This window comes from Bradyrhizobium sp. sGM-13 (genome assembly GCF_018398875.1).
Lineage (GTDB): Bacteria > Pseudomonadota > Alphaproteobacteria > Rhizobiales > Xanthobacteraceae > Bradyrhizobium.
Genome location: NZ_JAGWDK010000003.1, coordinates 83,736 through 97,066 on the forward strand (window position 1 = coordinate 83,736; position 13,331 = coordinate 97,066).

Genomic DNA, 13,331 nt, shown 5'->3' on the forward strand with positions numbered 1-13,331 from the left:
GGTCCGCCACTCCGTCGATCAAGCAAATATGCCGGATTTAGAGAGGCCACAGCGTAGCGGCAGCGCGGCCCGTCCTCAATACCGCGAATTGGCCGTTACAGGCCGATCTTGAGAAAGTTACCGGCCGCGGGCAGCGCGAGAAGGGCGGTTCCGGCAAGCCATATCCAGAGCGATGCATCGCTGGATTCCGAGCCGCCGGTGATCCGCTCGTAGATCGCCGCCGGAATTCCGCCGAGGATGACGGTCGCGGTCGAAACCATCAGCGATGCGAACATCAGCGTCAGGGACAGGCTGCCAAACAGCAGCGGGCCGGCGAGCATCTGCACATACAGCAGCGTGAAAATCAGCGCGAGCTGATTGAAGATGCCGTTGATCATTCCGAAGAACGCGATTCCGATGAAATAGAAGTTGCGGTTCATGATGCGGCTCCGCCAAGTCGGGGCGCCAGATTGAACAGCAGTAACGTGTAGTGAAGCATGACACGGAGCCAGAACAGCCAGACGAAGCCGAACAGCCAAATAACGACCGGCGGGGTCACCTTCGGCGTCACGATCGCGACGGCGGCGACGACGGGATCGGTGATCCGACAGAAAAAGCGCCAGATGTAATTTGGCGAGTCCGCATCCACCATCAGACCGAGCAGGACGCGGCCGAGCAATGTGTACATCAACACCGCAAGAATGAAATTAGGCAGATGAAAGTACCAGTACGCCGCGAGCGAGCTTGCGATATCCAAGGACGTTTCTCCTCGCAGCCTGATTAGTTGAGATAACCGGCCGAGCATCGCAACCGGCCGCTCTCCGCCAACAATGGCAAGAGCGCGACGTTCGGGCAAGACGGATAAGGGTGCCGCCAACAAAGACGGGGCCCCTGAGGGGCCCCGTCCATCGATCTTCAGTCACAGTACCTAGGTGGTCTTCTCTTCGAGCACCGTCCTGCCGCGCGGTTTGCGGATTTCGTCGACATAGGCCTGCATTTCGGCCGAGGGCTCCCTGCCGAGCTTGCTGACGATGTAGATGACAGCGAAGCCGAGCGGTGCTCCCAACAGTCCACAGGCGATGTTGTTGAGGTTGAACCAACCCACCTTGTTGGCCAGCGGGTGAGCCAATGTCGGGAAGCTTTCCATGGCATTGGGCGCCGCCATGGCCTTCGCGATGTCGACCACCGGAGCCCCGGTCACGGGGTTCAGCAACGAGGTCATGCCGAAGTACTTGACGCCTGCGCCCGGGAAGTACCGGGTTGTCACGAGATAGAACAGGCACAACCCGAAGCCGGCAATGATGCCGCAGATGGCGCCCGTTGCCGTCGTCCGCTTCCACCAGACACCCATCACCAGTGCCGGGAAGTTACCGGCCATCGCGAGCGAAAACGCCCAGCCAACCATGGCCAGGATGTCGCCCGGCTTGGTTGCGGCCGTCGCGGCTGCGACCACGGCGACGCCGACCAGAAGAGCGCGAGCTACCGTCAGCCGGCGAATGGTCGGCGCGTTCGGATCGATCATCTTGTAGTAGATGTCGTGCGACAGCGCGTTGGCGATGGCGAGCAGCAGGCCGTCGGCGGTCGAGAGCGCGGCGGCGAGACCGCCGGCGGCGACCAGACCAGAGATCACGTAGGGAAGTCCCGCGATCTCCGGCGTGGAGAGCACGATCACGTCCGTGTTGATCACGAAGTCCTGCAGCCGCACGACCCCGGGGTGGTCGGCGATCGCCTTGCACGCCGCGATAACCGCATCGATGCTGGCTGCGTTCTTGCCGCAGATCTGGATCAGCCCGAGTTCACCCCAACTGAACAACCACGGGCGAATCGCCGTCAGGTCCCGCCCGATGATGTTGGTGTAGACTTCCAACTTCGAGAACGCCGCGTAGGCCGGCGCCGAGAAGTACAGCAGGAAGATAAACAGCAGCGACCACGCGACCGACTGGCGCGCTTCACGCACCGACGGGGTGGTGAAGTAACGCATCAGGATGTGCGGCAACGAGGCTGTTCCGACCATCATGCACATGATGATCGCGAAGAAGTTGAGCGGGCTATAGTTGATGAATGGCTGGATGTGCGGTTTCAGCGCTGCGGGTGTCGCAAGACCCGTCGCCAACATTTGCTGCTCGCGCGCGGTAATATCCACGATCGCCTGCCCGTAGGTGAGTTCCGGAATCGGAATCCCGTACTTCATGGTGGACAGGATAATGATCGGAGTCAGGTAGGCGATGATCAGCACGATGTATTGTGCGATCTGCGTCCAGGTCACAGCGCGCATGCCGCCCAGCATCGCGCAGAGCAGAATGCCGACAAGTCCGGCGAAGACCGCCAGCTCAAACTGCATCCCGAGGAATCGCGAGGCGATAATCCCGGTTCCGTAGATCTGCGCGGTGACATAGGTAAAGGAGCAGGCGACAAGAACGATCACGCCGAGTAAGCGGGCGAAGTTGCCGCCGTACCGGAACGACAGGAAGTCAGGCACGGTATAGGCGCCGAACTTGCGCAGGTATGGCCCGATCAGGATCGACACCAGCACAAATCCGCCGGTCCATCCGAGCACCCAAGCGAGGCCGTCGTAACCCAGCAGGAACAGGGTGCCGGCCATGCCGACGAAGGAAGCCGCCGACATCCAGTCGGCGCCGGTCGCCATGCCGTTGTAGAAGGCGGGCACGCGTCGTCCGGCGACATAATACTCGGAGACTTCTGCTGTTCGCGTCATCACGCCGATGATGGCGTAGACCGCAAGCGTGAAGAACACGAACAGGTAGCCGAGGATCTTGTTCGGAACGCCAACCTGTTCGAGAAGCGCGAGCAGAATGATGAAAGCCAGGAACCCGCCGGTGTAGGTCCCGTACATCCTGCCGAGATTTTTGATGAAATCGGAAGTGGCAGCGCCTTGCGTGGCCATGTCGATGCTCCCCTCAATCTTCTTCGGCAAAGCCGAATTCGCGATCGATCTTGTCCTGCTGTTTCGCGAACACGAACAGCATGACCACGAACGCGATGAGCGATCCCTGCGCGGCCATGTAGAAGCCGAGCGGGAAACCGAGGATCGGAATGACGATATTGTTGAGCGGCTTCACGAACATGTGGATGACGAAGCCGAAGAAGAACCAGATGCCGAGATGCGTGAACATCAGGCGTGATGTCTTCGCCCAATGTGCTTCTTCTTTAGCTTTCAGATCTGTGGGGTTAGCCATGGGTTGCAAATCCTCCCTCAAGACACCGGTCAGCAAAGTGTGCCGGGATTGAATGGTCGAGGGGATTGCAATCCCGTCAGCGCGGCACCCCCCTGCGCCGCAGTCCCAACCGCTCTTGTGCCGGTTTGGAACTAACGAAGGCTAACATCACGAACAGTCAGTTCTTAATAATACTTTCGGGGGGTGGAGTATGTTGCGACTGCTAACAGCGGTGCCGCATTGGAATCATTGCGCTTTGCAGGTACCGGATAGTTGTACAAGCTGATCGAGGTCGCCGCGCAGGAATTGACTGCAATGAAGCTGTTCGAAAAATTGTTTCGCCCGCGTCCGCCGATTCGCGACCGCGAGGCGCTCGCGGACTTCGTCGATGCGCAGTCGGCGTACATCGTGCAGAAGGGCATCTACGAATATTCGCGCGCCCGGGCAGGGCATTATTCCAAGGTGCTGTTTGCCGAGGAGGGCTTTGCCAAATCCGTCGAACACGCACGCTGGCAGGCCTTTCCGCTCGGCCTGTCGATGGTCGGCGAGACGGTAGATGTCGTGTTGCGTCCGCACGCCGGGGAAGAGCGCCGGGCGGTGCTCGACCAGATCATCGCGGTCGTCCTTTCGGTGTTCGACCGCTATCCGGTGCCGCCCTCGATCGGCGAGGCCGCCTGGCAGGAGGCGCGGCGCGAACTGGCCCATCGGCTCGACCTGGTCGGCGGGCACGCGCCCAAGCGGGTGATGGACATTCCCGAACCGCTGGCCGAGAGCTACTTTGCCATGATGCCGATCCACGAAAAGCTGCGCGGGCGCGATTTCCAGACCACACGCAACTACCTGCGTGTCAGCCTGTGTAATATCCATGACGAATTGGTGGACCGGATCGATGCGCCTGCCGTGACCAGCGCACTGCTTGAATAGGGCGTCAGGCACATTGCCAACGCCAGCTTGTCGACCGGTACTACGGTGCGGCGGTGAGGGGAGGAGGCTGATGGACAGGACGGCCGGCAGTGTCCCGCTGTTGTCACTCGACGCCGTTGTCATCGATGTCGAAACCACCGGGCTCGATCCACGCAAGGCGCGGGTGATCGAGCTTGCCGGCGTGCGGCTCACCGCTGGAAAACTGGTTGCCGACGGTTCGTTCCGTCAATTGGTTCGGCCGGCTGGCGAGACAATCCCAGCCGAGACGACATGCATCCATGGCATCGACGATGCCATGGTGGCCGGCTCGCCGAGTTTTTCGGAGGTTTGGCCGCGCTTCGACGCGTCTGTCGGTCGGGCTGTCGTCGTCGGGCACATGATCGGTTTCGATCTCGCGATGCTGAAGCGCGAATGCGAACTGGCGGGGTTGCCATGGTCGCGGCCCCGGACGCTCGATACCAGGTTACTTGCGGAGATCGCCGCGCCGGACCTCGCCGGCTATGAGCTGGAGAAGCTCGCGGCCTGGCTCGGCATCGACATGGTCGACCGGCATTCTGCACTGGGCGATGCGATCACAACGGCGCGGATATTCCTGGCGCTGGTGCCGAAGCTGCGCGAACACGGCATCCGGACCGTTGCCGAAGCCGAACGCGCCTGTCGCGCGCTCACCGCCGTGCTCGACGATCAGGTGCGCAGCGGCTGGATCGAGGCGGTCGACGCAGCGGCCCGCCTCGATTCCGAGCAAACCCTGAAGCGCTTCGATAGCTATGCGTTCCGCCACCGCGTCGGCGGCATCATGCGGACGCCGGCGATCTTCGTCCCTCCGGATGCCACGGTCGGCGAAGCGCTGGCGCAAATGGCGGACGAGAAGATATCGGCCATTTACGTGCGCGGACCGCAGCCGGGCCCGGAAGTCAGGGCGGCTGAGGCGGGTATCGTGACGGAGCGCGACGTGCTGCGCGCCGTCTCCCGGCTCGGTGCCCCGGCGCTGCAGCGACCAATCGCCGAGATCATGAGCACGCCGCTGGCAGCGGTCCCGGCGGACGCGCTTGTCTATCGCGCGATCGCCCGGATGAATCGTCTCAAGACCCGCCATCTCGGTGTTGTCGACGACGCCGGCCACGTGGCCGGTGCATTGTCGACGCGCGATCTGCTGCGCCTGCGCGCGGGCGATGCCATATCGCTCGGCGAGGAGATCGACGATGCAGGCGAAGCGCATGCGCTGGCGGCGGCCTGGGCGCAGTTGCCGCGCGTGGCGCGAATGCTTCTGGCGGAAGGATTGTCCGGTCGCGATATCGCCGAAGTGATTTCCCTGGAACTGGGCGCTCTTTCCCGCCAGGCCGCGGTGATCGCCGAGCGGATGATGCGGGAGAGCGGCCGAGGCGGGCCGCCGTGCGAGTATGCGCTGCTGGTGCTCGGATCGGCCGGACGCGGCGAGAGCCTGTTGGCGATGGATCAGGACAACGCCGTGATCTTCGCGCAGGGCGAGCCCGATGGCGAGGAGGATCGCTGGTTTGCTGAACTCGGGACGCATGTCGCCGATATCCTGCACGAGGTCGGCGTGCCCTATTGCAAGGGCGGTGTCATGGCGAAGAACGCGCTTTGGCGCGGCTCGGTGGCAACATGGCGGGATCGCGTCGACAAGTGGATCACACGTTCCAGTCCCGCCGATCTGTTGTCCGTCGATATCTTCTTCGACCTGCGGGCGGTTCACGGCGACGGCAGCCTTGCCGTCTCGGTGCGTCAGGCGGCCTTCGCGGCGGCCGAAGGCCAGGTCGCGTTTATCAAGCTGTTGGTCGAGAACGTCAGCGTTCCGACGAGCCTGAAATTTTTCGGCGGGATCCGCACGGTCGCCGGCCGTATCGACCTCAAGGCGGCAGGACTGTTTGGTCTCGTCGCATGGGTGCGCGCGATGGCAATCCGCTATCACGTCATGGAACGGTCGACGTCAGCGCGACTGGCCGGCGTGAAGGCGAGTGTTCAGGCCAGCGAGAGTGATCTCGAAGCGCTTGGCGAAGCCCAGGGCACCTTTCTCGATCTCATCCTGTCGCAGCAGGTTGAGGACATCGCCCAAGGCATCCCGCCTTCCAACGCGGTTGCCGTGAAGCGATTGTCGGGCCGCGACCTCGATCGGCTGCGTGCGGCACTTGCTGCGGTCTCCACCATCGATGAGCTCGGCCGAGACCTCCTGTTCAGGGATTGACGCAACGTGTCTTTTCGAAAGCAAAGCGTTTCTCGGAGTTCCTTGGGGCTCGGCCGGCGCGGCCCAAATCCTCAATTGTTCATTTTTTTTGCGTTGCACCATTCGAAGAAAATTGGTGCCGATTAACTGCTTTTGCGCGACGCGGGAAAGGTTGCCTTGCAAGTCGCTTCCTGACAGTGGACAATCAAATTGCTGTCAATCAGCAACGACTTGCATGCTTTCCCGACCTCTTGTCGGCGACCGGAACAGATGATTGCTGCTGCCAATACCCACCTCGTCATCGCCGATGACCATCCGCTCTTTCGCGACGCTCTGCGGCAGGCGGTTGCCAGTGTCGTGGCTTCGGCCGCCGTCAGCGAGGCCGGCACGTTCGACGAACTCACCGCGCTGCTCGAGCGGGATTCCGACGTCGACCTGATCTTGCTCGATCTCACGATGCCGGGGATTTCAGGCTTCTCGGGGCTGATCTACCTGCGGGCGCAATATCCCGCGATCCCGGTGGTGATCGTGTCGGCGAGCGACGATGCGGGTACGATCCGGCGGTCGCTCGATTTCGGCGCCTCCGGTTTCATCCCCAAGCGCTTCGGCGTCGAGACGCTGCGCGACGCCATCATGAAAGTGATGGAGGGCGACGTCTGGGTGCCGCCGGACACCGATCTCTCCTCGGCCACCGATCCCGACATGACGCGGCTGCGCGACCGCCTGGTGACGCTGACCCCGCAGCAGGTGCGGGTGCTGATGATGCTGTCGGAGGGGCTGCTCAACAAGCAGATCGCCTATGAGCTCGGCGTCTCCGAAGCGACCATCAAGGCACACGTCTCGGCGATCCTGCAAAAACTCGGCGTCGAAAGCCGCACGCAGGCCGTGATCGCGGCGGCCAAGATCTCCGGCGGCCAGTGGCGCCAGGGCACGCCGACGGGGTAACACTCAAAGCTATTCCCTCGCCGTCATTCCGGGGCGACGCGAAGCGTCGAACTACGGTGCGCAATTGCGCACCTGAGAATCTCGAGATTACGGGTCTGGTCCTTCGGACCATCCCGGAATGACGGACTCTTACTCCGCCGCCACCATCTGCTGCGCCCGCCACTGGCCGAGCAGGGCACGCAGCGAGGCTGGCTTGACCGGCTTGTTGAGGATCGCGATATTTTCCTCGCGCGCGGCGGCGCGGACGTTCGGGCTGCGGTCGGCCGTGATCAGGATGGCGGGAATGTTTTCGCCGAAGCGGCGGCGGATCTCGCGGATCGCGGCGACGCCGTTGCCACGGTCGAGATGATAGTCGACCAAAAGGCCGGTCACGCCGTGGCCGGACGATTCGATCGCAGCGATCGCAGCTTCCGGATCCGCCACCGCGATCACCTCGGCGTTCCAGGCCGTCAGCAGCGTCTTCATGCCGTCGAGGATCGCCGGATCGTTCTCGATGCAGACGATCAAGGCGCCACTCATCGGCATCTTGGAAAGCGGCGTCGCGCTGGTGACGGCGTGGGTGTAGTTGACCGCCTTGGCGACCGGCACCGTCACCGAAAATACCGAGCCGCCGCTGACGTTGGCGTCGATCGCGATGCCGTGGTTGAGCACGCGCGCCAGCCGCTCGACAATCGATAGACCAAGGCCGAGGCCGCGGGCGATCCGCGCGCCCTGCTCGAGGCGGTGGAACTCCTTGAAAATCTCGCCGCGCTTCATCACGGGAATGCCGACGCCGGTATCGTAGACGGCGATCTGCAGGGATTGTCCGTGGCGGCGGCAGCCGACCAGTACGCGCCCGCGCGGGGTATATTTGATCGCGTTGGAGATGAAGTTTTGCAGCAGCCGCCGCAGCAGCGAGCGGTCGGATTGCACCGGCAGCGAGCAGGGGACGAAGGTCAGCTCCAGCCCCTTGGCGCGGGCGATCGGCGCAAACTCGATCTCCAGCGAGCGCATCAGGTCGGCCATCTTGAAGCTCGAGATCGAGGTCGTCATTGCCCCCGCATCGAGCCGCGAGATGTCCAGCAGCGCTCCGAGGATCTCCTCGATCGCCTCCAGCGAGTCGTCGATGTTCTCGACCAGGCGGGAGTCCTCACCGCCGTTCTGCCGCTCGACGAGGCTTGTCACATAGAGCCGCGCTGCGTTGAGCGGCTGTAGGATGTCGTGGCTGGCGGCAGCGAGGAATCGGGTCTTCGAGATGTTGGCATCCTCGGCGGTGCTCTTGGCCTGCGCCAGTTCGGAGTTCAGGCGGGTGAGTTCTTCGGTGCGGTCGCGCACGCGCTTTTCCAGCGTCGCATTGGCGCGTTCCAGCGCCTCGGCGGCCTCAAAGCTCGGGGTTACGTCGGAGAAGGTGATGACGAGGCCGCCGCCCGGCATCCGGTTGGAGCGGACCTCGATCACCATGTGGCGGTCGGCCAGGCGCTCCAGATAGGGCTCGCCCTCGGTGGTGTAGGCCTCCAGCCGTCGCGCCAATAGCGTATCGGGATCGCCGGAGGCGGACACGCTGACCGCGCCCATGAATTCGAGAATTTCCTGCAAGGGAATGCCGAGCTGCACGAGATGCGGCGGCAGCGCGAGAATTTCGCCAAACTGGCGGTTCGAGCAGATCAGTTGCAGATCGGCGTCGAACACCGCGATGCCCTGGCGCACATGGTTGAGCGCGGTCTGCAGGATCTCGCGGTTGAAATGCAGCGCGGCGTGCGAATCGTCGAGCAACTTCAGCGCGGCCTTGGCGGAGACGGTGCGCTTGCGCAAGAGAAGCGACATCACGAGGCGCGAGGAGGCGGCGCCGATCGAGGAGGCGATCAGGCGCTCGGCGTATTGCAGCAACTCGAAATCGGCAGGTGCCGCCGGATCGAGGTTGCCGGGATGACCGGCAGCAAAGGTCTCGAAGGCCTGGGCCGCGCGCTCGGGGCCGAGATATTGCGCCACCGTGCTCTGGATGTCCTGCACGGTGACGGTTGTGCGCCAGCGCCGGAACGTCGGGGCGATCGGCGCCAGCGTGTTCGGCACGAACAGGTCCGCCTGCAGCCGTTCGATCGAGGACGGCTGGCGCGCCAGCGACATCACGACATAGGTGAGAATATTGAGCGCGAGCGACCAGAACACGCCATGCATCAGCGGTGGCAGGTCGGTGCCGAGCAGCGCTTGCGGACGTAGTGCTGTGATGCCGAACGGCCCGTGCTGCAGCAACAGAAGGCCGGCCGTACTGCCCTCCAGGAAGCTCGGCAGGAATAGCGTGTAAAACCACACCGCGATGCCGACCAGCATGCCGCCCATCGCCCCGCGCGCGGTTCCCTGCCGCCAGAACAGGCCGCCGAAGAAGGCCGGTGCCAACTGCGCCAGCGCCGCAAACGACAGCAGCCCGATCGCGGCCAATTGGGTGTTGCCGAGCGCGCGGTAGTAGAAATACGCCATCACCATGATGGCGAAGATCGCAAAGCGCCTAATCTTGAGCAGGAAGTCGCCGAAATCCTTGCTGCCGTAGCGCGCCCCGGGACTTCCCTTCAGCACCATCGGCAGCACGATGTCGTTGGAGACCATGATGGAGAGCGCGACGCATTCCACGATCACCATCGCGGTCGCGGCCGACAGGCCGCCGACGAAGACGGCAATGCTGAGCAGCGCGGAATTTGCCTCGATCGGCAGCGCCAGCACATACATGTCGCTGTCGACGGCGCCGAACGGGAAGGTGACGAGACCGGCGATCGCGATCGGAATCACGAACAGGTTGATGGCGACCAGATAGAGCGGGAACAGCCAGCGCGCGCGGCGGACCTCCTCAGGGCTGGAATTCTCGACCACACTGACGTGGAATTGTCGCGGCAGCAGCATGATCGCGCAGAACGACAACAGCGTCATGGTCAGGAAATTGCCGATCGACGGCACATAGCTGATGGCGCGCACTGCCTCCGGTGTCTTCATCGCGCGCTCGATCAGTTCGACGGGCGTGAACATCCAGAAGGTGACGAAAGCGCCGGCAGCGATAAAGGCTACCAGCTTGACGATGGACTCGGTGGCGATCGCCAGCATCAGGCCATGCTGATGCTCGGTGGCGTCGGTCTGGCGAGTGCCGAACAGCACCGCGAATGCCGCCATCGCCAGCGTCACGACCAGCGCGATGTCGCCAATCAACGGAATGGACGAGAACAGCTTGTCCTCGGTCAGGATCGTCTCCAGCGACGAGGCCACCGCCTTGAGCTGCAGTGCGATGTAGGGCACCGAGCCCACGATCGCGATGACCGCCACAGTGGCGGCGACCGCCTGGCTCTTGCCGTAGCGCGCTGCGATGAAGTCGGCGATCGAGGTGATGTTCTGCGACTTGGCGAGGTGGATCACCCGCCGCAGCAGCGGTGTGCAAAGCCCGATCATCAGGATCGGCCCGACATAGATCGCGAGGAAGTCGACGCTGGTGCGGGTGGCGAAGCCGACCGAGCCGAAGAAGGTCCAGGAGGTGCAATAGATCGCCAGCGACAACGGATAGATCAGCATGCTGGCGCGGCCGCGCTGGCTCGGCGACAGGCGGTCGCCGTAGCTGGCGACGACGAATAGCAGTCCGATGTAGGCGAACGCGGTGGCGATTACGCCCCAGTCGTGCAGCATCGCTCTCGGGTCTCCCTCTCCCGGCGCTTGGATTGCGGACGTGTATCTTTCACGCCAGCCGCACGCTCGTAAACGCCATGGCCGGAAGAGGCCAATATAGACGCTTTGGGCTGGCAGCGCACGGCGCCACCGGCCCAATTCGAAGAGATTAGGACGGGTAGGGTTACTCGGCCGCCAGCGATTTCTGCCTCACAGGCAGCCCGAGGCGTTCCCAGACCTGCAGCAGCGCTTCGGCGAGCCGATCGATCAGCCCGTCATCGTGGTAGGGCGAGGGCGTGATCCGCAGCCGCTCGGTGCCCTTGGCGACCGTCGGATAGTTGATCGGCTGGATGTAGATGCCGTGCTCTTCCAGGAGGATGTCGGAGGCCTGCTTGCACTTCTCGGGGTCGCCGACGAACAGCGGCACGATGTGGGTGTCGCTCGACATCACGGGCAGCCCGGCTGCGTTGAGGATCGCCTTGACCCGGGCGGCGCGGTCCTGGTGGCGCTCGCGTTCCCAGTTGGAGGTCTTCAAATGCCGGATCGCAGCCGTTGCGGCCGAGCAGATCGCCGGCGGCAGCGCGGTCGTGAAGATGAAGCCCGGCGCGTAGGAGCGGACCGCGTCGATGATCTCGGCATTACCGGCGATATAGCCGCCGAGGCAGCCGAACGCCTTGGCGAGCGTGCCTTCGAGCACATCGATGCGGTGCATGACGCCGTCGCGCTCGGCGATGCCGCCGCCGCGCGGACCGTACATGCCGACCGCATGAACCTCGTCGACATAGGTCATGGCGCCGTATTTCTCGGCGAGATCGCAGATTTTCGAAAGCGGCGCGACGTCGCCGTCCATCGAATAGAGGCTCTCGCAGGCGATCAGCTTGGGCCGGTCGGGGCCTGCAGCGATCAAAAGTTCCTCGAGATGGGCGAGGTCGTTGTGGCGGAAGATCTGGCGCTCACAGCCGGCCTGGCGGACGCCCTCGATCATCGAATTGTGGTTCAGCGCATCAGATAGAATGAGGCAGTTCGGAATGAGCTTTGCGATCGTCGAAATGCCGGTCTGGTTCGACACATAGCCCGATGTGAACAGCAGCGAGGCCTGCTTGCCATGCAGGTCGGCCAGCTCCTGCTCGAGCTGCACCAGCGGATGATGGGTGCCGGCGATGTTGCGGGTGCCGCCGGCGCCGGTGCCGACGCGGGTCGCGGTTTCGACCATGGCGCCGACCACTTTCGGGTGCTGGCCCATGCCGAGATAGTCGTTGGAGCACCAGATCACGACATCGCGCTTGCCCTTCGGCGAGTGCCAGACCGCATGCGGGAAACGGCCCGCGATCCGCTCGAGGTCGGCGAAAACGCGGTAGCGTCGCTCGTCATGCAGGCGATTGAGGGCGGCGTGGAAGAATTTGCTGTAATCCATCACAAGACCTGGAACGGAACCGGCCAGATTGGCGTCGGGCCTTTTTAGAGCCTTTCCAGCTTTGATGTCTATGCGAATTCCCACATTTCGGCGCGCCTCCGGGACGCTACTTAGACCGGACGAAAATTGATCTAGATCAACATGCTAGATGCGTTTCGCAGCCGTACCCGCGGCGCCGCGATCTGCGAATTGGACAAGCGAGGCCAGCGCCTCCGCCAGCGCCGCCGCAGCGGCAGCCGGGCGCGCATTTTCGAAGATCGCGAATTCGAGATCGGGCAGCGGCGGCAATCCATCGGCGACCCCGAGAACACGCAGGCCATTCGTGATCGCGCTAGACGGAAGTGGTGTGATGGCAAGGCCGGCCAGTGCCGCGGCGCGTACCCCGGTCAGGCTGGGGCTGGTGTAGTTGATCTCCCAGGATGCATCGCTACCGCGCAGCGCCCGCAGCGCCGCCTCGCGCGATACCGAGTGTTCGCGATAAAGCGCCAGCGGAAGCGGCGCGCCGGGAACGAGATCGAACGTCTCAGCGGCCGCCCATAACAGCGGTTCGCGCCAAGCCAGGCGTCCGCGTGACGTCCCGAGTGGGCGCTTGGCAAGCACGACGTCGAGCCGTCCCCGGTCGAGCAGTTCGATCAGTTCCGAACTAACGCCGATCTGCACTTCGAGCTTCACATGGCGGTGCAGGCTGGCGAAGCGGCCGAGCGCCGGAGGCAGCGATCCGCCGGCCACCTCCTCGACGGCGCCGAGGCGCACCGTGCCGGAGAGCTGCGGCGCGGTGAGACGATGACGAGCCGTCTCCTCTAGCTGCAGCAGCCGGCGCGCATCGCCCAGCAGCATCTCGCCATCATCGGTCAGCGCCACCGCGCGCGTGGTGCGGCGGAATAGTGGGCGTTTGGCCTCGAGCTCGAGGCGCTTGATGTGCTGGCTAACGGTGGATTGCGTGAGGTGGAGTTGCTCGGCCGCACGATGGAAGCCGCCGCATTCGGCGACTGCGACGAATGTTTTGAGCAGGTCGAGTTCGAGCACGGCAATTGATCGAGTTTTGCGATCAGTCATATTACGAAATATTGTTTTTATAATCAATTGGCCGCCC

General features: G+C 63.4%; 10 protein-coding genes. 3 read left to right on the top strand and 7 right to left on the bottom strand.

Annotated features, from left to right (window positions below):
- Window positions 1-95 precede the first annotated feature (95 nt).
- From KJQ96_RS05005 to KJQ96_RS05020, 4 genes are all read right to left on the bottom strand, one after another.
- Window positions 96-419, bottom strand: coding sequence for a hypothetical protein (locus KJQ96_RS05005; RefSeq protein ID WP_213285596.1), 324 nt, complete (start codon window positions 417-419; stop codon window positions 96-98).
- Window positions 416-736 (bottom strand): YggT family protein, encoded by a 321-nt coding sequence (locus KJQ96_RS05010; RefSeq protein ID WP_213285597.1) that lies wholly within the window; start codon window positions 734-736, stop codon window positions 416-418. Before KJQ96_RS05010 ends, KJQ96_RS05005 begins: the two co-directional genes overlap by 4 nt.
- A gap of 171 nt (window positions 737-907) precedes the next feature.
- The gene (locus KJQ96_RS05015; protein WP_213285598.1) at window positions 908-2,884 is read right to left on the bottom strand and encodes a sodium:solute symporter family protein; all 1,977 of its coding nucleotides are present in this window, start codon (window positions 2,882-2,884) and stop codon (window positions 908-910) included.
- Between the two features lie 13 nt (window positions 2,885-2,897).
- Entirely contained in the window at window positions 2,898-3,176 is a 279-nt protein-coding gene (locus tag KJQ96_RS05020; protein WP_213285599.1) for a DUF4212 domain-containing protein, read from the bottom strand.
- Between the two features lie 294 nt (window positions 3,177-3,470).
- Here KJQ96_RS05020 and KJQ96_RS05025 point away from each other — a divergent pair, with 294 nt between their 5' ends.
- From KJQ96_RS05025 to KJQ96_RS05035, 3 genes are all read left to right on the top strand, one after another.
- On the top strand, window positions 3,471-4,079 hold the full coding sequence (locus KJQ96_RS05025; RefSeq protein WP_213285600.1) for a hypothetical protein: 609 nt from the start codon (window positions 3,471-3,473) through the stop codon (window positions 4,077-4,079).
- A gap of 70 nt (window positions 4,080-4,149) precedes the next feature.
- The gene (locus KJQ96_RS05030; protein WP_213285601.1) at window positions 4,150-6,282 is read left to right on the top strand and encodes a DUF294 nucleotidyltransferase-like domain-containing protein; all 2,133 of its coding nucleotides are present in this window, start codon (window positions 4,150-4,152) and stop codon (window positions 6,280-6,282) included.
- Window positions 6,283-6,534: 252 nt separating this feature from the next.
- Window positions 6,535-7,206, top strand: a complete 672-nt coding sequence (locus KJQ96_RS05035; protein WP_028348051.1) for a response regulator transcription factor — start codon at window positions 6,535-6,537, stop codon at window positions 7,204-7,206.
- Between the two features lie 129 nt (window positions 7,207-7,335).
- On the opposite strand, the gene KJQ96_RS05040 is transcribed toward KJQ96_RS05035, so the two are convergent.
- From KJQ96_RS05040 to KJQ96_RS05050, 3 genes are all read right to left on the bottom strand, one after another.
- Window positions 7,336-10,845, bottom strand: a complete 3,510-nt coding sequence (locus KJQ96_RS05040; protein WP_213285602.1) for a PAS domain-containing hybrid sensor histidine kinase/response regulator — start codon at window positions 10,843-10,845, stop codon at window positions 7,336-7,338.
- A 163-nt stretch (window positions 10,846-11,008) separates the two neighbouring features.
- Entirely contained in the window at window positions 11,009-12,238 is a 1,230-nt protein-coding gene (hemA, locus tag KJQ96_RS05045; RefSeq protein WP_028348055.1) for a 5-aminolevulinate synthase, read from the bottom strand.
- Window positions 12,239-12,382: 144 nt separating this feature from the next.
- Window positions 12,383-13,294 (bottom strand): LysR substrate-binding domain-containing protein, encoded by a 912-nt coding sequence (locus KJQ96_RS05050; protein ID WP_249733763.1) that lies wholly within the window; start codon window positions 13,292-13,294, stop codon window positions 12,383-12,385.
- Window positions 13,295-13,331: the final 37 nt, after the last annotated feature.

What these genes read in the sequence shown, in the direction of transcription:
- KJQ96_RS05005 (WP_213285596.1), bottom strand. Translation starts at nt 419, where the DNA reads ATGAACCGCAACTTCTATTTCATCGGAATCGCGTTCTTCGGAATGATC.
- KJQ96_RS05015 (WP_213285598.1), bottom strand. Translation starts at nt 2,884, where the DNA reads ATGGCCACGCAAGGCGCTGCCACTTCCGATTTCATCAAAAATCTCGGC.
- KJQ96_RS05020 (WP_213285599.1), bottom strand. Translation starts at nt 3,176, where the DNA reads ATGGCTAACCCCACAGATCTGAAAGCTAAAGAAGAAGCACATTGGGCG.
- KJQ96_RS05025 (WP_213285600.1), top strand. Translation starts at nt 3,471, where the DNA reads ATGAAGCTGTTCGAAAAATTGTTTCGCCCGCGTCCGCCGATTCGCGAC.
- KJQ96_RS05030 (WP_213285601.1), top strand. Translation starts at nt 4,150, where the DNA reads ATGGACAGGACGGCCGGCAGTGTCCCGCTGTTGTCACTCGACGCCGTT.
- KJQ96_RS05040 (WP_213285602.1), bottom strand. Translation starts at nt 10,845, where the DNA reads ATGCTGCACGACTGGGGCGTAATCGCCACCGCGTTCGCCTACATCGGA.
- hemA (WP_028348055.1), bottom strand. Translation starts at nt 12,238, where the DNA reads ATGGATTACAGCAAATTCTTCCACGCCGCCCTCAATCGCCTGCATGAC.
- KJQ96_RS05050 (WP_249733763.1), bottom strand. Translation starts at nt 13,294, where the DNA reads ATGACTGATCGCAAAACTCGATCAATTGCCGTGCTCGAACTCGACCTG.